Origin of the sequence: Brevibacterium sp. UBA7493 (assembly GCF_002479565.1) — a bacterium.
GTDB classification, from domain to species: domain Bacteria; phylum Actinomycetota; class Actinomycetes; order Actinomycetales; family Brevibacteriaceae; genus Brevibacterium; species Brevibacterium luteolum.
Map to the genome: position 1 here is coordinate 416,273 of NZ_DLOD01000003.1, position 20,084 is coordinate 436,356.

Annotated in this window: 16 protein-coding genes; 5 read left to right on the top strand and 11 right to left on the bottom strand. The window is 66.6% G+C overall.

The annotated features are described in order from the left end of the window. Nucleotides 1-157: 157 nt before the first annotated feature. From acnA to B4E96_RS03265, 3 genes are all read right to left on the bottom strand, one after another. Nucleotides 158-2,842: an aconitate hydratase AcnA gene (gene acnA / locus B4E96_RS03255; RefSeq protein ID WP_286956360.1), complete on the bottom strand. Its 2,685-nt coding sequence runs from the start codon at nucleotides 2,840-2,842 to the stop codon at nucleotides 158-160. Nucleotides 2,843-3,016: 174 nt separating this feature from the next. Next, entirely contained in the window at nucleotides 3,017-4,432 is a 1,416-nt protein-coding gene (locus B4E96_RS03260; RefSeq protein WP_286956361.1) for a class I SAM-dependent RNA methyltransferase, read from the bottom strand. After that, a complete protein-coding gene (locus B4E96_RS03265; protein ID WP_338075939.1) occupies nucleotides 4,429-6,453 on the bottom strand; it encodes an APC family permease in 2,025 nt (674 codons plus the stop codon). The genes B4E96_RS03260 and B4E96_RS03265 overlap by 4 nt, the downstream gene beginning before the upstream one ends. Nucleotides 6,454-6,518: 65 nt before the next feature. Here B4E96_RS03265 and B4E96_RS03270 point away from each other — a divergent pair, with 65 nt between their 5' ends. Continuing rightward, a complete protein-coding gene (locus B4E96_RS03270) occupies nucleotides 6,519-7,190 on the top strand; it encodes a potassium channel family protein (protein ID WP_259855061.1) in 672 nt (223 codons plus the stop codon). Next, nucleotides 7,187-7,891, top strand: a complete 705-nt coding sequence (locus B4E96_RS03275) for a potassium channel family protein (protein WP_102160492.1) — start codon at nucleotides 7,187-7,189, stop codon at nucleotides 7,889-7,891. Before B4E96_RS03270 ends, B4E96_RS03275 begins: the two co-directional genes overlap by 4 nt. On the opposite strand, the gene B4E96_RS03280 is transcribed toward B4E96_RS03275, so the two are convergent. From B4E96_RS03280 to dut, 3 genes are read right to left on the bottom strand one after another with little or no spacing between them, the layout of a single operon-like run. Further along, a complete protein-coding gene (locus B4E96_RS03280) occupies nucleotides 7,879-8,247 on the bottom strand; it encodes an OB-fold nucleic acid binding domain-containing protein (protein ID WP_170274275.1) in 369 nt (122 codons plus the stop codon). The two genes, B4E96_RS03275 and B4E96_RS03280, sit on opposite strands and share 13 nt — an antisense overlap. Before the next feature lie 11 nt (nucleotides 8,248-8,258). Beyond that, nucleotides 8,259-9,107, bottom strand: coding sequence for a DUF3710 domain-containing protein (locus tag B4E96_RS03285; RefSeq protein WP_286956362.1), 849 nt, complete (start codon nucleotides 9,105-9,107; stop codon nucleotides 8,259-8,261). Between the two features lie 48 nt (nucleotides 9,108-9,155). After that, nucleotides 9,156-9,632, bottom strand: a complete 477-nt coding sequence (gene dut / locus B4E96_RS03290; RefSeq protein WP_170274276.1) for a dUTP diphosphatase — start codon at nucleotides 9,630-9,632, stop codon at nucleotides 9,156-9,158. Nucleotides 9,633-9,743: 111 nt separating this feature from the next. On the opposite strand from dut, the gene B4E96_RS03295 reads away from it, so the two are divergent. Further along, nucleotides 9,744-10,208 (top strand): DUF3093 domain-containing protein, encoded by a 465-nt coding sequence (locus B4E96_RS03295; RefSeq protein ID WP_286956363.1) that lies wholly within the window; start codon nucleotides 9,744-9,746, stop codon nucleotides 10,206-10,208. 93 nt (nucleotides 10,209-10,301) lie between these two features. Here B4E96_RS03295 and B4E96_RS03300 read toward each other — a convergent pair whose 3' ends face one another. Then, the gene (locus B4E96_RS03300) at nucleotides 10,302-10,601 is read right to left on the bottom strand and encodes a DUF4193 domain-containing protein (RefSeq protein WP_102160502.1); all 300 of its coding nucleotides are present in this window, start codon (nucleotides 10,599-10,601) and stop codon (nucleotides 10,302-10,304) included. Nucleotides 10,602-10,858: 257 nt separating this feature from the next. Here B4E96_RS03300 and B4E96_RS03305 point away from each other — a divergent pair, with 257 nt between their 5' ends. After that, nucleotides 10,859-11,086, top strand: coding sequence for a hypothetical protein (locus B4E96_RS03305; protein ID WP_102160504.1), 228 nt, complete (start codon nucleotides 10,859-10,861; stop codon nucleotides 11,084-11,086). A gap of 164 nt (nucleotides 11,087-11,250) precedes the next feature. Here B4E96_RS03305 and B4E96_RS03310 read toward each other — a convergent pair whose 3' ends face one another. Continuing rightward, nucleotides 11,251-12,372 carry a ferrochelatase gene (locus B4E96_RS03310; protein WP_286956364.1) on the bottom strand — a complete coding sequence of 374 codons (1,122 nt, stop codon included), beginning with the start codon at nucleotides 12,370-12,372 and terminating at the stop codon, nucleotides 11,251-11,253. 149 nt (nucleotides 12,373-12,521) lie between these two features. Here B4E96_RS03310 and sepH point away from each other — a divergent pair, with 149 nt between their 5' ends. After that, the gene (gene sepH, locus B4E96_RS03315; protein ID WP_259796402.1) at nucleotides 12,522-13,814 is read left to right on the top strand and encodes a septation protein SepH; all 1,293 of its coding nucleotides are present in this window, start codon (nucleotides 12,522-12,524) and stop codon (nucleotides 13,812-13,814) included. Between the two features lie 81 nt (nucleotides 13,815-13,895). Here sepH and cydD read toward each other — a convergent pair whose 3' ends face one another. Genes cydD through B4E96_RS03330 form a run of 3 tightly spaced genes read right to left on the bottom strand, consistent with a single transcriptional unit; the run spans nucleotide 13,896 to nucleotide 19,900 of the window. Beyond that, nucleotides 13,896-17,282, bottom strand: a complete 3,387-nt coding sequence (gene cydD / locus B4E96_RS03320; RefSeq protein WP_286956366.1) for a thiol reductant ABC exporter subunit CydD — start codon at nucleotides 17,280-17,282, stop codon at nucleotides 13,896-13,898. Next, nucleotides 17,279-18,316, bottom strand: coding sequence for a cytochrome d ubiquinol oxidase subunit II (cydB, locus tag B4E96_RS03325; protein ID WP_170274281.1), 1,038 nt, complete (start codon nucleotides 18,314-18,316; stop codon nucleotides 17,279-17,281). The genes cydD and cydB overlap by 4 nt, the downstream gene beginning before the upstream one ends. A 9-nt stretch (nucleotides 18,317-18,325) precedes the next feature. Then, entirely contained in the window at nucleotides 18,326-19,900 is a 1,575-nt protein-coding gene (locus B4E96_RS03330; protein ID WP_170274282.1) for a cytochrome ubiquinol oxidase subunit I, read from the bottom strand. Nucleotides 19,901-20,084: the final 184 nt, after the last annotated feature.

Here is a 20,084-nt window from a genome sequence, read left to right on the forward strand (position 1 = left end):
CAGAACGTCAAGTCTACTCTTTCGGACGCTCGTATCCAGGTGGACACGAGACGCGTTCACACAGAACGGCCGGAGCACCTGGTGGTGCTCCGGCCGTTGCTGTGCCGGTTCAAGCGCTGCAGGTCAGGCCTGCTGCACTGTCATCCTGCGGTTGGCGTCACTGACGCACGAGCGAGCGCAGCACGTACTGCAGGATGCCGCCGTTGCGGTAGTAGTCGGCTTCACCCGGGGTGTCGATGCGCACGACAGCGTCGAAGTCGACGGTCTCGCCGCTGTCCTTCTTCGCGGTGACCTTGACGGTCTTCGGGATGTCGCCGTCGTTGATGGCCGACACTCCGGAGATGTCGTAGGTCTCGGTGCCGTCGAGTCCGAGGGACTCTGCCGACTCACCGGCCGGGAACTGCAGCGGCAGCACGCCCATGCCGATGAGGTTCGAGCGGTGGATGCGCTCGAAGCTCTGGGCGATGACGGCCGAGACGCCGAGCAGCTTGGTGCCCTTGGCAGCCCAGTCGCGCGAGGAGCCGGTGCCGTATTCGGCGCCGCCGATGACGACGAGCGGGATGCCCTGCTCTTGGTAGTTGACCGAGGCGTCGTAGATCGTCGTCTGCGGTCCGCCCTCCTGGGTGAAGTCGCGGGTGAATCCGCCCTGCACGCCGTCGAGCAGCAGGTTCTGCAGACGGATGTTGGCGAAGGTTCCGCGGATCATGACCTCGTGGTTGCCGCGGCGCGAGCCGTAGGAGTTGAAGTCCTTGCGCTCAACACCGTGCTCCTGCAGGTACTTGCCGGCCGGGGTGTCGGCCTTGAAGGAACCTGCCGGGGAGATGTGGTCGGTCGTGACCGAGTCGCCGAGCAGCGCGAGCACGCGGGCGCCGGAGATGTCCTCGATGGGCTCCGGGTCCATTGTCATGCCGTCGAAGTAGGTCGGCTTGCGCACGTAGGTGGACTCGTCGTCCCACTCGAACAGGTCACCCGAAGGGGTTTCGAGCCGCTGCCAGCGCTCGTCACCGTCGAAGATGGCGCCGTATTCCTTGGTGAACATGCTGGTGTCGATCGACTCGTCGATCGTGCGCTCGATCTCCTCGGGAGTCGGCCAGATGTCCTTGAGGAACACGTCGACGCCGTCTTCGTCCTTGCCCAGCGGCTGGTTCTCGAAGTCGAAGTCCATCGTGCCAGCCAGCGCGTAGGCGATGACGAGCGGCGGCGAGGCCAGGTAGTTCATCTTGACGTCAGGGCTGATGCGGCCCTCGAAGTTGCGGTTGCCCGAAAGCACCGCAGTGACCGAGAGGTCGTTGTCCTGGATCGCCTCGGAGATCTCCGACTCCAGCGGACCGGAGTTGCCGATGCAGGTGGTGCAGCCGTAGCCGACGGTGTAGAAGTTCAGCGCTTCGAGGTCCTCCATGACGCCGGACTTTTCGTAGTAGTCGGTGACGACCTTCGAGCCCGGTGCGACCGAGGTCTTGACCCACGGCTTGGTGTTGAGGCCGCGCTTGCGGGCGTTGCGGGCCAGCAGGCCGGCAGCCATCATGACCGACGGGTTCGAGGTGTTGGTGCACGAGGTGATCGACGCGATCGCCACGGCACCGTTGGCCAGCTCGAAGTTGCGTCCGTCGCCCATGGCGACACTGGCGGACTTGTCCTCTTCGCCGGGCTTGGCGTAGTTGTGGATGTCCTTGCGGAACTGCTCCTTCGAATCCGACAGCTCGATGCGGTCCTGCGGACGCTTCGGGCCGGAGATCGAGGGCACCACCGTCGAGAGGTCGAGCTCGAGGTACTCGGAGTACTCCACCTCGTTCGACGGGTCGTGCCAGAGTCCCTGCTCCTTGGCGTAGGTTTCGACGAGGTTGATCTGGTCCTCGTCGCGGCCGGTGAGGCGCAGGTAGTCGACGGTGACCTCGTCGATCGGGAACATCGCAGCAGTCGAGCCGAACTCGGGGCTCATGTTGCCGATGGTCGCACGGTTGGCCAGCGGCACAGCGCCGACGCCCTCACCGTAGAACTCGACGAACTTGCCGACCACGCCGTGCTGGCGCAGCATGTCGGTGATCGTGAGGACGACGTCGGTGGCGGTGACACCGGAGGGGATCTCACCGGTGAGCTTGAAGCCGACGACGCGCGGGATGAGCATCGAGACCGGCTGGCCGAGCATCGCGGCCTCCGCTTCGATGCCGCCCACACCCCAGCCGAGCACGCCGAGGCCGTTGACCATTGTCGTGTGCGAGTCGGTGCCGACGAGCGTGTCGGGGTAGGCGCGGGTGACACCGTCGACCTCGCGGGCCATGACGACGCGGGCCAGGTACTCGATGTTGACCTGGTGGACGATGCCCATGCCGGGCGGGACGACCTTGAAATCGTCGAAGGCGGTCTGGCCCCAGCGCAGGAACTGGTAGCGCTCACCGTTGCGCTCGTACTCGATGTCCATGTTGCGCTCGATGGCGTCCTCGAAGCCGAAGGCATCGATCTGCACGGAGTGGTCGATGACGAGCTCGGCCGGGGCGAGCGGGTTGATCTTCGACGGGTCGCCGCCGAGGTCCTTGACGGCCTCGCGCATGGTGGCGAGGTCGACGATGCAGGGCACACCGGTGAAGTCCTGCATGACGACGCGTGCCGGGGTGAACTGGATTTCGGTGCTCGGCTCAGCCGAGGCGTCCCAGTTGGCCAGTGCGTTGATGTGGTCCTTAGTGATGTTGGCGCCGTCCTCGGTGCGGAGCAGGTTCTCCAGCAGCACCTTGAGGCTGAACGGCAGCGTCTCCGAGCCCTCGACCGAGTTCAGGCGGTAGATCTCATAGGACTTGCCGCCGACCTCCAGGGTGCCCTTCGAGCCGAAACTGTCAACGTTACTCATCGTGACTCTCCTCTTCCGTGGCACACGACTTGCTGATCCGCGGCGAGCCGCACGGACTGGCCCGCCACGCGATTACGTCACAGAACTGTGCCGTAATTTATCTTGATATCAAGATAAATCTTACCGCATCCGCACACGCGTTTCCACCAGCTCGGACGCTTTCCGGACACCTGCTCACCGGGTGAAGACGGACACGAATTCGGCGTGTGCGGTCAGCGGGAACAGGTCGAAACCGCGGCAGCTGGCCAGTGTGAACCCGCTGTCGGTCAGTGCCCGGGCGTCGCGGGCGAAGGTGCCGGCGTCGCAGGAGACGTAGACGATCCGCTCCGCACCCGAGGCGGTCAGCGCGTCGGTCACGGCAGGTCCGGCCCCGGCGCGGGGCGGGTCGAGGACGATGACGTCGGCCGCGGGCAGTTCGCTCAGCCGGTCGATGCGGGCGACGGCGAAGTCGGCATCGAGGTCGGCACTGTTGGCGCGGGCGGCGGCGATCGCCTCCGGGGCTCCTTCGAGTCCGGTGACCGGCACCTCGTAGGCGGCACCGACTGCGCAGGCGAGCAGCCCGGCGCCGCAGTACAGGTCGAGCACCCGGCTCGCTCCTGCTGCAGCCTCGACGACCGCACCTGCGAGCACGGCTGCGGCATCGACGTGGACCTGCCAGAACCCGTCCGCGCGCAGCCGGAAGTCCCGCTCCAGCGGTCCGCCGGGCGTGTCGAGGTGCAGACGCTCGGTGACCTCACCGGTGCCGGCGAGCACCTCCAGGCGGCTGCTGCCGCCGCGATTCCTCACCGCCGATCCGCCGCGATTCCTCACCGCCGGTCCGCCCCGGCCGCCGCGGCGGACCGGCTGGCCGCTGCGGTGCAGCAGCGACCACTGCCCGTCCTGCTCCCCCAGCCGGGCGGCGACGGATTCGACCGCGCGCGGGTCGAGTTCGGCTCCGGGCCGGGTGTGCAGGACGACCGCGCCTGAGGCGTGGGAGGCAGTGAGTTCGATGCGCTCGAGTCCCGGCAGGCGCAGGGTGTGCAGTCCGAGGTCGTCGAGGACCGGCACGGCAAGGGGCACCGTGTCCACCGGGATGACCGTGTGGGAGCCGGCCGCCCGCATGCCCGGTGTTCCTGCGGCGTCGACGGCCAGCTGCACGCGGGTCCGCCATATGGTTCCGGCAGTAGTGGCCGCCGCGTGTGGATCGGCGGCTTCGGCTGCCTGTTCACCTGGGGCTGCCGCGATGCTCAGCCCGGTGTCCTCAAGCCCGCCGAGGCGGGCGAGCTGCTCGGCGGCGGCATCGGTCTTGAGCTGCCGTGAGTGGGGCAGGTCGACGTGGGCGAACTCAACGCCGCCGACCCCGGCGGCACCCCAGGCCAGCCGGCGGTCGGGAACCCGGTGCGGGCTGGGCTGGAGCACCTCGGTGGTGCGGGCGTAGGCCATGCGCTTCTTGACCTGGGTGAGTTCGGCGCGGACCTGTTCGCCGGGGATGGCACCGGAGACGAAGACGACGCGGCCGTCGTGGCGGGCCAGCCCGTAGCCCTCCCCCACCTGCTTGTCGACGGTGAGCTCGACTGCATCGCCGGCCACCGCCTCGGCGGCGGGGCTCATCGCTGCTCCCGGCCGATGACGTCGTGGTCGATGTCGCCGACCCGGCGGATGAGGACGTCCTGGTTGCGGGTGAAGGAGCGCAGCCGCCAGGGCACGATCGAGACGACGACATTGGGCACGATGAGCAGCCGCGACTTCAGCCGCAGCACCGTCTGGTTGTGCAGGATGTTCTCCCAGCGGCGGCCGACGATGTACTGCGGGATGTAGACGTCGATGAGGTCGTTGGGGTGGTGCCGGCGCATGTCGGCGATGTGGTTCATGACCGGGCGGACGAGTTCGCGATACGGCGAGTCGAGGATCGTCAGCGGCACCGGCAGGCCCATCTCGTCCCATTCGCGCTGCAGCGCCTCGGCGGCATCCTCGTCGACGGCGACGGTGATCGCCTGCACCGAGGTCGGGCGGCTGGCCCTCGCATAGCTGAGCGCGCGCAGTGCCGGCTTGTGGATCTGGGTGATGATGACGACCGCGCGGGTGTTCGGCGGCAGGGTGGTGTCCGAGGCGTCCTCTTCGGGGGCGAGTTCGGAGGCGACACGGCCGTAGTGGCGGTGGATGAGGCCCATGAGCGCGTAGAGCACGGCGATCGCGGCGACGGCGATCCAGGCGCCGCCGGCGAACTTCGTGATGATGACGACGACGAGGACGAGGGTGACGAGGACGAATCCGACGGTGTTGATGACGCGGTTGGCCTGCATCCGCCGGCGCGTCGGGGAGGTGACCATCGTGCGGATCCGGTCGGTCCAGTGCCGGATCATGCCCAGCTGGCCGAGGCTGAAGGCGAAGAACACGCCGACGAGATAGAGCTCGATGAGGTCGGGCACCCGGGCGCGGAAGGCGACGACGAGGACGATCGCAGCCCCGGAGAGCAGCAGGATGCCGTTGGAGAAGGTCAGCCGGTCACCGCGGGTAGCCAGCTGGCGGGGCAGGAAGCTGTCTCGGGCCAGCCGCGAGGCCAGCCCGGGGAATCCCTCGACGGCGGTGTTGGCTGCCGCCATGAGCACAAGCGCTGCCACTGCGGCCACGATCGAGGGCAGCACGGGCACGTCGTCGAACACCGCGTGGGCGAGCTGGCCGAGAACCGGGTCCTGGACGTAGTCGGCGCTGATGGGGGTGCCGGCCCGGTTGAGCAGGTAGATGTGGGGTTCGGCGACGAATTTGATACCGATGACCGAACTGAGCCAGGTGATGCCGATGAGCATCGTGGCCGACAGCGCACCGGTCAGCAGCAGGGTGCGGCCGGCATTGTGCCCGCGCGGGGAGGTGAAGCGGGGCACGGCGGTGGCGACGGTCTGCACACCTGCCAGGGCGACCGAACCGGAGGTGAAGGCACGCAGCACGATGAACACGGCAGCCAGCCCGAACAGCGGCGTGTCGAAGTCCGTCCGCGGCAGCACCCAGTAGTCACTCGTGACAGCGATCGGCGTGTCGCCGGTGAGGACCCGGTAGGCGCCGACGATGAGGGTGAGGAAGACTGCGGCGAGGAACAGGTAGGTTGGGATGGCAAGCAGCTTCGGGGCGGTGCGGGTTCCGCGCAGGGCCAGCACGGTGACGACGACGATGCCGATGACGGAGACGATGATGCGGTGAGGTTTGAGCTCCGGGACGATCGAGCCGACATAGGAGGCGAACATCGTCATCGACACCGCCAGGGTCAGCACGTAGTCGATGAGCAGGGAGGCCGCGACGGCCCGGCCGGCGCGCACGCCGAGGTTCTTGCCGGCGACCTCGTAGTCGCCTCCGCCGCCGGGGTAGGCGCGCAGGTTGAGGCGGTAGCACCAGACGATGACGAGGATGACGACGCCGACGGCCAGGCCGATCCACGGCGAGACGGTCAGCGCGACGAGACCGGACAGTGAGAGGGCCAGCAGGATCTCGTCAGGCGCATAGGCCACCGACGACAGCATGTCGGAGGCGAAGACCGGCATCGCCAGACGCTTGCGCAGCGGCACAGGCCTGCGCCGGTCACTGCGGAAGGGCCGTCCAACGAGTAGTCTTTTGACGGCAGACGAAATATTACGTGCCACGTGCTCAATCGTAGAGCACGGCCGGGCTTCAACCGCACGGCCGCAGGCGCAGGAAGAGGTCAGGGATGCACTTCGTCGTCATGGGATGCGGGCGCGTCGGCGCCTCACTCGCACGCGCCCTCGACGCCAGCGGCCACACGGTTGCCGTCGTCGACCGCGACCCCGATTCCTTCCGCGCGCTCGGCCAGGACTTCTCCGGTTCGACGATCACCGGCCTCGGCTTCGACCGCGACACGCTCGAGCGTGCCCGCACCGGCGAGGCGTATGCCTTCGCGGCGGTCTCCAGCGGCGACAACTCCAATATCCTCGCCGCGCGTGTGGCGCGTGAGACCTTCGGGGTGCGCAATGTCGCCGCCCGCATCTACGATCCGCTGCGCGCCGAGGTGTTCGAGCGCCTCGGCATCCCGACGGTGGCCACCGTGCGCTGGACGGCCGACCGGATGATGCGCAAGCTCATCCCGCAGGGCGCAGCCACGGAGTTCCGCGACCCGTCTGGCCGGATGGTGCTCGCCGAGGTGCACCTGCACCCGGACTGGATCGCGCGCCCCGTCGCCGAGGTGGAAGACGCGATTCCCGGCCGGGTCGCCTACATCACGCGGCTGGGTGAGGGGATGCTCGCACGCCCCGAGACCCTCATCCAGGATGGGGACCTTGTGCACATCATGTGCGAGCATGCAGTGCTCGACCGTGTCACGCAGATTCTCGACGAGCCGATCACCGAGGAGGAAGAAGAGTGAAGATCCTCATCGCCGGAGCCGGCTCAGTCGGCCGTTCGGTCGCCCGGGAGCTGCTCGACAACGGTCATGACGTGCTGCTCGTCGACAAGAACAAGGACGCCGTGCGCCACGACAAGGTGCCCGGTGCCTCGTGGCTGCTCACCGATGCCTGCGAGCTCAGCGGCCTGGCAGAGGCCGGGCTGGAGGAGACTGATGTCGTCGTCGCCGCCACCGGTGATGACAAGACGAATCTCGTGCTCAGCCTCATCGCGAAGATGGAGTTCGGGGTCCCGCGCACGATCGGGCGGGTGAACAACCCGCGCAATGAGTGGCTGTTCGACTCGAACTGGGGCGTCGATGTCGCCGTGTCGACCCCGCGGCTCATGACCGCACTCGTTGAGGAGGCCGTCGAGGTCGGCGGCCTCGTCCACCTCATGAGCTTCGAGCGCGGGCAGGCCACGCTCATGGAGTTCACCGTGCACGAGAAGTCGGCGGCGGTCGGCAAGCGGATCGGGGCGATCTCCTGGCCGCCGGACACCGCGCTGGTGGCGATCGTGCGCAATGAGAAGGCCTTCGCCCCGTCGTTTGACGATGTCGTCGATGACGGCGATGAGCTGTTCTTCATCACCTCACCGGATCAGCACGACCGTCTGCAGAATCTGCTGCGCACCGATGACGGCCACACCGATGAGCGCGAGACGGCTGAGGATCAGTCCGACTGAGTGTCGATGAGCTCGTAGCGCGGGTTGAGCGCTGTCAGCACCGTCGAGTCGCTGAGGGTGAAGCAGCCGGTCAGCAGCAGGGTGCGTCCGGCGGTGATGCCGGGGATGTCGCGCATGCCCAGGAAGCGGGCATGGACGATCCCGGTGCCGTCGGAGACGCTGATGTCCAGGCGCGGGCTGGACTGCGGCACAGACCGGGTGAGTGCGACGACGACCCCGCCGACGGTCACCTCACGGCGCGCGGTGATCTCAGCGATCGGGGTCGTGCCCTCCAGTTGGGACAGCCGGCGGTGGACGTCCTCGGCGTCAGTCGAGTCCGTTGAGCCGAATCGTTCGAGGAAGCGCGTGAGCAGCATGGGCGTGGGGGTCAGCGGACTTCCGTGATCTCGGGGCCGCGTTCGAAGGGATTGATGTCGTCCTTCTGCTCGGCTTCCTCGGCTGAGTCTTCGGCCTTCTGCATCTGCGGTGCGGTCAGCGGCAGCAGCTCGCGCGGCGGCATCGGCTCGGTGCCGCGGTGGACGACGATGTTGCGGAACTGCTCGACGAACAGTGCACGCACCTCCTCATCGTCGATCGCCTTGCCGGAGAACACGCCGCGGATGAACCAGCGCGGTCCGTCGACGCCGGCGAACCGGGCGATGCGCAGTCCCTTGCGGCCATCGGGTGCGGTGGCCGGGATGCGGGTGAGCAGCTCACGGCCGAGTTCGGTGTAGAGCTCATCGGTCTGCCCGCCGCGCTGGCTGATGTTGTCCTCGATCTGGCCGCGCACGGAGTTCCACACGCCTTCGGAGGTGGGTGCGGCGAAGACCTGCAGCTGCAGGGCGCCGCCGCTGTGCTGGATCGTCACGGCGACGATCTTGTTGGTCTTCTCTTCGGCGTCCAGGCGCATCTGCATGCCGTCGCGCACCGGCACCTGGAGGGCGCCGAGGTCGATGCGGTGGACGTCGGGGAACTCCTCTTCCGAGTCGAAGGGGCCCTTCTCATCGCGGTCGAGCGGAGCGGCCTTGGCGAACTCCTCGTCTTCGTCGTCGTCATCCTCGGCTGCTTCGGCTGCGGCGAAGGGGCCTTCCGGCTCGTCGCTGTCGTCAGAGCTGTCGGCGACGGTGGGCTCGTCGTCTGCGACGTCGTCGTCGGTGACGGTCTCAGCGGTGGTGTCGAGTTCCTCGTCGGTGTCGTCGCTGCGCTTCTTCTTGGAGAAAATGTCGAACAGTCCCATGGTTCCTTCCTCAGCGGATGGTCGTCGGTGTAGTCCTCTGACGGATGGTCAGTGCCGCGGATCGTGCTCGCCGGCGGTGAAGCCTCCGGTGGATCCGAAGCCGCGGTCGCTGCGCTCGGAGTCCTCCAGGCTGTCGACGAGGCAGAAGTCGGCGTGGATGACCCGCTGGATGATGAGCTGGGCGATGCGGTCGCCGCGGCGGATCGTGTAGGCGGCGTGCGGGTCGACGTTGATGAGCGGCACCTTGATCTCTCCGCGGTACCCGGCGTCGATGGTGCCGGGGCTGTTGACGACGGTGATCCCGTGCTTGGTGGACAGGCCGGAGCGCGGGTGCACGAATCCGGCATAGCCCTCTGGCAGGGCGATCGCGATGCCGGTGCCCACTGCGCGGCGCTGGCCCGGTTCGAGCACGACGTCCTCGGTTGCGCACAGGTCAGCTCCGGCGTCGCCGCGGTGTCCGTAGGAGGGCAGGGCGATGTCCGGGTCGAGCTGTCTGATCTCTATCCGCAGTTCTTCATATGCCACATTGACGCACTTTAGCCCGGTACCCGAGCCAGTGCCACCGTCTCGCGGCGTCCGGTTCTGCCCGACCTGCCCTGACTGCTGCCGGTCGCTGGTCTGTGGGATACTTGAGGCATGCCCGCCACGACTGATTCCTCGAACACTGTGCGCTACCGTGAACGGCTCTGGCCGACCTTCGGCTGGTGGTTCGTTGCTGCGTTTCTGTCCGCGATGACTGCAGCGATCGTCTTCCCCGTCTGGAGCTGGGGTGCGATGGTGGTTCCCATCGTCGTCTTCGCACTCGTGGCCGTGTGGCTGCGGTCGGCGTCGGCTGTCATCATCGTCAGCGACACGGAGTTCATCGCCGGTCCGGCGCATATCGAGCGCAGCTTCATCGCTGAGGCTCAGCCGTGTGACAAGGCGCAGTCGTTCGCCGAGCGCGGGCCGCTGCTCGATGCGCTTGCCTTCCTCATGCTCCGGCCGTGGGAGCCGCTGCTGGTCAAGGTCATCATCGACGACCCAGACGACCCGACGCCGTACTGGCTGGTCTCATCGAAGGATCCGCAGGCGCTTGCTGCTGCACTGAACTCCCAGCGCTGATGCAGCGCCACTGCAGCGACTGAATGCGAAAGAGCACCGGCAATCCCGCAGGATTCCGGTGCTCCTATCGTCTGTTCTCAGCTCGCTCGCTGCTCAGCCGGCACAGTCGGTGCAGATCGGCACGCCGCCTTCATCGGTGGCCAGCTGCGAGTGATGCCGCACAAGGAAGCACTCCATGCAGGTGAACTCGTCGTTCTGCTTCGGCAGAACGCGCACCGACAGCTCCTCGTTGGACAGATCGGCACCCGGGAGTTCGAACCCTTCTGCTGCAACCGCCTCGTCTTCATCGACCTGGCTGGCCTGCTGCTGATTTCGCTGAGCCTTCAGCTCTTCAAGGGAGTCACTGCTGAGTTCGTCTTCCTGCTTACGAGGTGCGTCGTAGTCTGTCGCCATCTGGCCTGATCACTCTCCGCTGATATGTGAATTGGAGTGGACGGTCGCCATAGAGTACCACTCATGCCTATGTCGTGACACCGTTTTGTATCTCATGGAATTGTGCCCGCCATCGGGTCATTTCGCAACAGGAAGCCAGCAAAGACACTTGTGATTCCCCACATCGATACTCAGACGATGCCGGTGTGCGGCACAAAGGGAAGACGATGGGTAAGCTGAGACCTTATCCACCGATGTCGAAACGAGAAGGAAACTGTATGAGCGAATTTGAGAATGAGCTTGATAAGCGCGTCAGTGAACTGCAGGAGCAGCTCGCACAGGCACGCCGTGAGGACAATGAGCATCTCGTCGAATCCCTCGTCGGGCAGCTCGAAGGAATCGTCGACCTGGCCGATGCCAATGATGTCGACACCGGTGAGATGAAGCGCGTCCTGGCCACCGAGACCGGGCAGATCCCGATCATCGAGGATCCGAACGACAGCTGAGTCCCCCTCCCCTGAGCCACCGTTCATCCCCGACCAGCATCGGAGCTCGGCTCCAGCGCTGAGATCCCGCTCTCAGACGAGTCAGGCACCGCGCTCGCACCGCTGAACGCTCATGCCCTCACCTGTCAGCAGGTGAGGGCATGAGTGTGCAGCAGCGGGAGAGGTCAGCCTGCGGCGGATTCCCACTGCGGGAGAACAGGCTTGTCGCGCGTGCCGCGGCAGCATTCGATCGAGCAGGCACCGCTGCCGGGAATCAGCGGACCCTCTGGGGTGACCGCCGGAGACTCGACGTCCTCACCGCGGCGCTGGGCGGCTCGTTCTTCGACGAGATCGACAAGACCGGAGACGAAGGCCTCATGCGTACCGACGGTGGCGGCACGGGTGAAGGCCATCCCGAGCTCGTCGGCTGTCTCCTTCGCCTCGGTGTCAAGGTCGAACTTGACCTCCATGTGGTCGGAGACGAATCCGATCGGCACGAGGATGACGCCTTCGACGCCGTCTGCCTTGAGCTCTTCCATCCGATCGTTGACGTCGGGTTCGAGCCACGGCACATGAGGCGGGCCGGAACGGGAGCAGTAGACGAGTTCGGAATCGAGCGTCAGCTCGTCGCCGAGCTGGCCGGCGATCCAGTCAATGAGCTGCTGGTGCTGACCCTGGTAGCCGGCGGTGCGGACCTCCGATGCCGACTGCATGGCGTTCGGGATCGAATGGGTGACGTAGAGCAGCCGGTGCTTGGCGGGGTCGATCTCGCCGGCCTGTGCACGGAAGTCAGTCAGGGCAGCGCGCACCGCATCGAGTTCGGCTTGGGCGAATCCCGGGTGGTTGTAGTATTGGCGGATCTTGTCGATCTCGACCTCGATGCCTTCCTCAGCGAGCTGCGCCGTCACTCCGGCGAAGTCTTCGCGGTACTGGCGGCACGAGGAGTAGGAGGAGTACGCCGAGGTGTCGATGGCAAGGAAGGTTCGCGCTCCTTCTTCTGCCTGCTCGCGCAGCACATCAGCCAGGAATGGGTCCCAGTTGCGGTTGCCCCACAGCACTGGGGCGTCGATTCCGCGTGCGGCGAAGGCCTCTTCGAGTGCAGATCTGAGTGCGCGGTTCTGGTCGTTGATCGGTGAGCGGCCGCCGAAGGAGTAGTAGTGCTCTCCGACTTCGTTGAGACGTTCGTCTGGGATGCCGCGCCCGCGTGTGACGTTCTGGAGGAACGGCAGCACGTCTTCGGGGCGTTCCGGCCCGCCGAAGGACATGAGCACGACTGCGTCAAAGGGTTTGAGATTCGAAGTGGTCACGGGCTCCATTCTAGGACCTCGGCTGCCCCTCGCCACGGCGGTCAGGCTGGTGGGAGCGTCTGTCTCACGACTCGCCCGCATATCTGCGCGGTTTGCCGCCGACGGTGTGACACGATCAGATTCAACTGGATTATGTGGAAGGTGAGGCAATGACGGAGCTGACGTTTCGCGGTGTGCACAGCGACGGCGAGCACCTGCAGCTGAGCGACGCCGCCGGCAATGACTATCTCCTCCCGATCGACGAAAGCCTCTACGCCGCCATCCGCGCCCACCGGCTCGATTCGGCTGCGCAGAAGCAGCAGCGTCACGGCCAGCACGTCCGTCCGCGAGACATCCAGGCGATGATCCGCTCGGGCATGACGGCCGAGGAGGTCGCTGATACCACCGGGGAGTCCCTGGAGCACATCCGCCGTTACGAGCATCCGGTGCTCGCTGAGCGCGGGCACATCTCCCGGCAGGCTCGTGAAACCCTCGTCTACCCGGACAGCTCCCCCGATGATTCGCCCTCCCCGCTCGTCCGCCTGTGCGAAGAGCGCCTGAAGCTGCGTGATGTCGATATCGAGACGATGTCCTGGGATGCCTGGAAGCAGAATTCCGGCAGCTGGTACGTCGAGCTGTCCTTCATCGCCGCCGATCGCCGGCGCCGCGCCGGCTGGGAGTACTCACGTGGATCGATGATCCCGCTCGACGATGAGGCCCGTTGGCTGGCTGATTCCGGTCCGACGGATTCGGGGCCGATTCCGAACTACGGTTCCGGCAGCGAACGTGCCTACAACGCCGAGCACCAGGACTCCTCCGGCTCGGATGCGACGCCGCTGCGCGACCACCAGGCCGAGACCGGCCGCATTCTTGAGAGCCTCCGCCGCCGTCGCAGCCGCAGTGCTGAGAACGGCGTGCTCGGTTCGCAGGGTCCGCGCACCGGTGAGTCAGCTCCCGGCGTCGATCCGGTCGACGCTGCTGCCGACGCACCGGTGCAGCCGGCTCCCCAGCAGCAGAGCCGTGGTCGCCTGCACGCCGTTGCCGATGCGCCGGCCGCCCGGCCCGATGGTGCCCATACCGCGCTCAGTGCCCCAGACGAGGCCGATGATGCCGGCCGTCTTCCGCTGCCGGCCGAGCAGCCCAGCAGCGGCCAGTCGAATGCTGCACCGGCCGGTGCTGCGCAGTCGACATTCGACATCTTCGATGATCAGCCCTCGCTTCTCGATGAGCCCGGTGTCAGCGATGGCCGCAATTCGACGCAGCCGATCATGACGTCGCAGCCGGACGCTCCACAAACGGGAAGCACGGCCGCAGCCGAACCGCAGAGCGGCGCGTCCACCTCGGGTATCGAGGCTGATGCCGGTGAGAGCGCAGAGCCAGCCGGTGAGGAGCCGAAGAAGAAGAACGGCAGGTCCTCGGTTCCCAGCTGGGACGAGATCATGTTCGGAACCAAGCGCGACTGACCTTCTGAGAAGAGCCGGTTGAGCAGGAGATCTCCTGTTCAGCCGGCTCTTATCATGCCCGTGTCAGAGATGGGCAGGGGTTCAGCCTGCCAGCTGGACGGGGACGTCGGTCTCGGTGATGAGGGACGGATCATGGGTGACGAGGACGACGAGTTCCTCGGCCAGTCCCCCGCGCAGGTCGGCCATGAGTGCGGCTGCCATCTCCTCGTCGAGGTGCGCGGTCGGCTCATCGAGAACCACCACCTCGGCGTCGGCAAGCAGGGTGCGTGCCACGGCGAGGCGCTGCCGCTGACCGCCGGACAGATGCCCGCCGCCGGCACCGATGCGCTCGTCGAGTCCGATGTCTGCGGCGAGCTCGCCGAGCCCGACGCGTTCGAGCGCGGAGAGCAGCTCGGCATCGCTGGGTTTGTCCTCGCGCGGCCGGGCGATGAGCAGGTTCGCGCGCAGCGTCGAGTCGAAGACATGCGCCTCCTGCGGGCACCAGGAGATCCGCCCGGCCAAGTCCATCGGCAGGCAGGTCAGGGCGTCGGTGTCGTTGAGCTGGTAGCGGCCGGTGCGCGGGTCGAGGAAGCGCAGCAGCACGCTGACCAGGGTCGTCTTACCGGATCCTGACGGCCCGGTGACAGCAGCCACTCCGCCGCGGGGCAGCACGGCGCTCAGGCCGGTGAAGACGTCGGACTGGGTGCCCGGCCAGCGCGCCGAGACGTCCGACAGGGTCAGCTGCGTGATCTGCTCGGGCCTCACACCTGTGGCGAGCCTGTCTTCTTCGCCTGCCGGGTCGAGGTCGTCGACGCGGGCAAGGATCCGGGCCAGTCCCGGCCACTGCTGGACCGCGGTCAACGAGTCGGCGAAGGCGTCGATGAGTGCCAGCGGCAGCAGCACGGTGACGGCGAGGAGTTCGCCGCTGAGCTCACCGGCTGCGACCTGTCCGGCGAGCACCGGGATCATGATGATGCCGGTGAGCACGCCGACTGCGGTGATGATGCCCTCTCCGAGGCCCGTGGCGCGGATCGCTGCTGATTCGTAGGCCGCCGCCGAGGTATCGGCGTGCGCGAACTGTGCGGCTGCCGGTTCGGTGCGGCCTGCAGCGATGAGGTCCTCGCGGGCATAGAGCAGGCGCGAGAGCACACCGAGAGCGCGCTGCCGGGCGGCCAGGGTTGCGCTGCTGGCTGTGCGGTCGGCGCGCAGGGTCACCCACGGTGCGGCGCACAGGCACAGCAGGCCGCCGGCGAGCATGATGATCACGGCTTCCCAGGCGATGACAGCCAGGGTTCCGACAGCGGCGATCGTCACGCCGAGGGCGACGACTGGGGGCAGCACGACACGGGGTGCGATGTCGCGGATGTCGTCGACATCGGCGATGAATCGCGTGAGTGCGATATCGCCGCGCAGCAGGGTGCGGTTGGCGGTGCCGGTGCGGGCGAAACCGGTCCACATCCGCTCGCGCAGGTCGATGAGGGCGCGCAGCACTGCATCGTGCAGCGCCAGTCGCTGCAGGTAGGTGAACACCGCGCGCGACAGTCCGAAGAATCGCACGCCGACGATCGCGACGAGCAGGTACATGATCGGCGGCTGGGCCGAGGCGCGGACGATGAGCCAGGCAGACACGCCGGTGAGTGCGGCGCCGGCGGCAACTGCGGCGACTCCGTAGAAGACTGCCAGCCAGAACTTCACCGAGCGCATGTCGACTGCCGCTGCCAGGCGACGCAGCAGCGTGCCCGTCGGCACTGCGTCCACAGCCGTCTGCTCGTCGGCTGGAGCCGTCACCCGGGTGCTCGCCGGAGCGGCTGCATCACCGGCCGTGGTGTCGACCGCAGAAGGCGCGGGGACTGACCGATCGGTGACAGCCGGTCGCGAGGCAGGGGTGAGGCGGATGTGTGCATCAGCTTCGGAGACGAGGGTCGAGTCGTGGGTCGCGGCGATGACCGGCCGAGTGCGCGCGAGTCGGTGAAGGGTCTGCCGGACGGCGGCTGCCGCTGCTGCGTCGAGATGGGCAGTCGGTTCGTCGACGAGGATGAGTTCGGCGTCGCCTTGGGCGCGCACACGGGCAATGGCCAGTCGGCGCTGCTCCCCTGGGCTCAGCGCAGCGCACGGCATCTCAGGGTCGACATCGAGAGCTGCCGCGGCTGAGATCTCGGCGGCCTCCTCGGCGCTGAGCTGCCGGCCGGCGTACAGCGAGAGCTCTTCGATGACAGTCGGTTCGAACATCCGCGGACCCTGCCCGGCGTAGGCCACGCGGGCGGGGACACCGGTCAGGCTGCCGGTGATGCGGCACTCCCCTGCCTCAGTGCTGCGGACTAAGCCTGCGAGCACGCCGAGCAGTGTGCTCTTGCCCGAGCCTGAGGTGCCGGTGACCGCGGTGAGGCCGGTGCTCGGCACCTCGGCGGTCAGCGGCGGCAGCGCCGGCTGCTGGCGGGAGGCGTAGGAGACGCTGAGCTCATCGAAGGTAATCGGTGCACCGGCAGGGGCGGTCTGCGAGATTTCAGATGCTGATTCCTGTCCGATGCGCTCGGCGACAGGGTGATCGGTCATCTCGGTGACACGGTCGTAGGCGGCCACACCGTTTTCAGTCGAGTGGAATGCAGCACCCAGGCGGCGCAGCGGCAGGAAGCACTCCGGGGCAAGGATGAGGGCGAAGAGCCCGGCTTCCAAGCCCATGTGCCCGTAGACAAGGCGCACGCCGATGAAGACCGCGACGACCGCGACGGAGATCGTGGCGATGAGCTCCAATGCCAGTGCGCTGATGAAGGCCACGCGCAGGGTCTGCATCGTCGTGGCGCGGTAGCTGGTGCTCATGCGCCGCAGTGCAGCCGTCTGGGCGGTGACCCGGCCGAGACCGACGAGGACGGGCAGGCCGCGGGCGAGTTCGACGATGTTGGTCGAGAGCTGGTCGAGGGCGCGCGTGGCGTCGGCGACGCGGTTCTCGGTGTAGCGGCCGATGAGGATCATGAACATCGGCACGAGCGGCAGGGTCAGGATGAGGATGAGGGAGCTGACCCAGTCGGTGAAGAGGACCCGGACGATGATGAGGCCGGGGATGAGCGCACTTGCAAGCAGAGCGGGCAGCACCCCGGTGAAGTAGTCGTCGAGATCATCGAGGGTGCGGGTCGCGGTGAGCGCGAGGGCACCGTCTGAGGCCGGCAGGTCTCGACCCGAGCCGGCGAGGCTGCGGTCAACGAGGCGGGAGCGCAGCGTGGTCTTGAATCCCACGGCAGCGCGCGCACCGGCAGTCTTCGAAGCCCAGGTGGCCAGCCCGCGGATGAGGGCGCCGATGATGCCGAGCGCTGCGGCCATCGTGATCGGCCGACCTTCCATCGCTGCGACGATGCCGCGGGCGATGCCGTCAGCGACGAGGATGAGGCCGAGTGCTTGGGCTGCCGCGATGAGGCCGAGCAGCCATAGCGCCCGCCGGCCCTGTGGGGCCGCGAGCGCTATGGCGACAGGCGATCGGCGCTGTGTCCGGGTCACTGATGGTGACTGCGGATTGCGACCGGCACCTGGTGGGCTGGCGGGATGTGCTCGGTCTTCAGACGCTTGGCGAAGACCGAGTAGCTCCAGATCTGGTAGGCCAGCACGATCGGCACGAAGACGATCGCGACGATGAGCATGACGGTGAGCGTGTATCCCGAGGAGGAGGCGTTCGAGACCGTCAGCGAGAAGCTGTCATCGACCGTCGACGGCAGAACCTTGGGGTAGATCGCCAGGAAAACGGTGGTGACACCGACGGCGAGGAAGAGGCTCTGGGCGAAGAAGGCCGACTTCTCGGAACCGCGGCGGATCTGCACCCACATGAGGGCGGCCATTGCCGCGGCGACGACGATGAGGACCCAGCCGAGGAGTCCTCCGTGCATGACCTGGACGATGATGACCCAGGCGACCAGCGGCAGCAGGAACACCGGGGCCAGCTTGGCGGCCAGTGCGCGTGCCCGGAAGCGGACTTCTCCATCGGTCTTGAGCGAGATGAACAGCAGGCCGTGCAGCAGGCAGAACCCGACGACGCCGAGTCCGCCGATGATGGCGTAGATGTTGACCCAGGCGAAGGCACCGCCGATGTTGTCACCGTTCTCGTTGAGCGGCAGACCGGTGGTGGTCAGCGCCAGCATCGCACCGACGCAGAAAGCTGCGAGGGCGGAACCGCCAGACAGACACCAGGTCCAGCCGTTGCGCCAGGCCTCTGTGTGGACCTTGCCGCGGTACTCGATGGCGACAGCGCGCAGGATGAGTGCCAGCAGCGCGAGCGTCAGCGGCAGGTAGAGGGCGGAGAACAGCGAGGCGTACCACATGGGGAAAGCTGCGAAGGTCGCACCGCCAGCGGTGAGCAGCCACACCTCGTTGCCGTCCCAGACGGGCCCGATGGTGTTGAGCAGCACGCGGCGCTCCTTCTCGTCGCGGGAGAAGCCCTTGAGGAGCATCCCGACGCCGAGGTCGAATCCTTCGAGGAACAGGTAGCCGAGCCAGAGAACGGCGATGAGAATGAACCAGATTGTCGGCAGAAGATCCATGTTCTCCCCTTAGTACGCGAACGACAGTACGTCGTCGTCACTCTTGTCGACTGTGGGTTTGTAGTTGGCCTTGTCGATCTCCGGCATGGCTGAGACGACGCCACCGCGGGAGTAAACCATGATGAGCCTGAGCTCGAAGACCATGAGCACTCCGTAGATGAGCGTGAGCGCGATGAGTGAGAAGAGCATCTCCGCTGCGCTGACCGATGGTGAGATCGCAGCCGCCGTGTAGAGGAACACCCCGTCGACTCCCGACGGGTCGGGGTTCGGCGCGACGACGAACGGCTGACGGCCCATCTCGGTGAACACCCAGCCGGCAGAGTTCGCGATGAACGGTGCCGCGATTCCCCACAGCGCCAGGCGTGAGAGGAACGTCGAGCGCGGCACGGTGCCCTTGCGGGTGACGATCAGCGCGTAGGCTGCCGCAGCTGCGCCGAGAACGCCGAAGCCGATCATGAGGCGGAAGCCCCAGTAGGTGACGATCATGAGCGGCTGGTAATCGACTTCCTGCCCGGAGTAGGGGCCGTACATCTCACCTTCCGGCAGCGTCGTGCCGTATTTCTCCTGGTACTCAGGGATGAGGGTGTTGACGCCGGGCACCTCGGTGTTGAAGTCGCCGTTGGCCAGGAAGGACAGCAGTCCGGGGACCTCGATGACCGGGGTGACGTCGTCACACTGATTCGACGCCAGGTTGCCGATCGTGAGCACGGAGAACTCGCTCCCGTCGTGGCAGGCGCCCTCTGCCGACGCCATCTTCATCGGCTGCTGTTCGTACATGAGCTTGGCCTGGATGTCGCCGGTGATGGCGACGAAGACGAAGGCAATGACTGCAGCCCAGGCGCCGATGCGCAGGGACTTGTACCACACGGTGTGGTCCTTCTCGTCGCGGCCAGGCACCTCGGGAGCAGAGCCGACGATGACGCGGCCGGTCTTCTCGTCAACGGTGTCGATGCCGTCGACCCGCCGGCGCCACAGGTGGTACCAGGCGATGCCGAGCAGGAAGGCGCCACCGACTGCAACTGATCCGGCGAGGGTGTGGGTATATGCAGCCCAGGCGGTGTTGTTCATCAGCACTGCGCCGACATCGACCATCTGCGGTCGTCCGTCGATGATCTCAACGCCGACTGGGTGCTGCATCCAGGAGTTGGCCACGATGATGAAGTAGGCCGAAATCCACGAGCCGATGACAGCAGCCCACAGCACGCCGAGGTGGACCTTGCGGTTGAGGCGGCCCCAGCCGAAGATCCACAGACCGAGGAATGTCGATTCGAGGAAGAAGGCGATGAGCGCCTCCATCGCCAGCGGAGCTCCGAAGACGTCGCCGACGAAGCGCGAGTACTCCGACCACGCCATGCCGAACTGGAACTCCTGGACGATGCCGGTGGCAACACCCATGATGAAGTTGATGAGGTACAGCTTGCCCCAGAACTTCGTGGCACGCAGCCACATCTCGTTGCCGGTGCGGTGATACATGGTCTGCAGGATCGCAACCAGCAGACCCAATCCGAGGGTCAGCGGCACCATCCAGAAGTGGTACACCGTAGTGATGCCGAACTGCCATCGGCCGATCAGTACCGGATCCACCTTTTCCTCCTGTCTCCGCGCAGGCTGGGGAATTCCTGCCTGCGGGCTGGGAAATCTACCTGCAAGTAGACTATCGGCTTGGCCGCGCCAGCGTTCGAAAGCCCACATCGCACGCCCTGCCGTCTCATTAGCTGAACTGTGCGCGAGACGGGCCCGAAGCGCGCGCTGGCGAGATTTTCCTTGA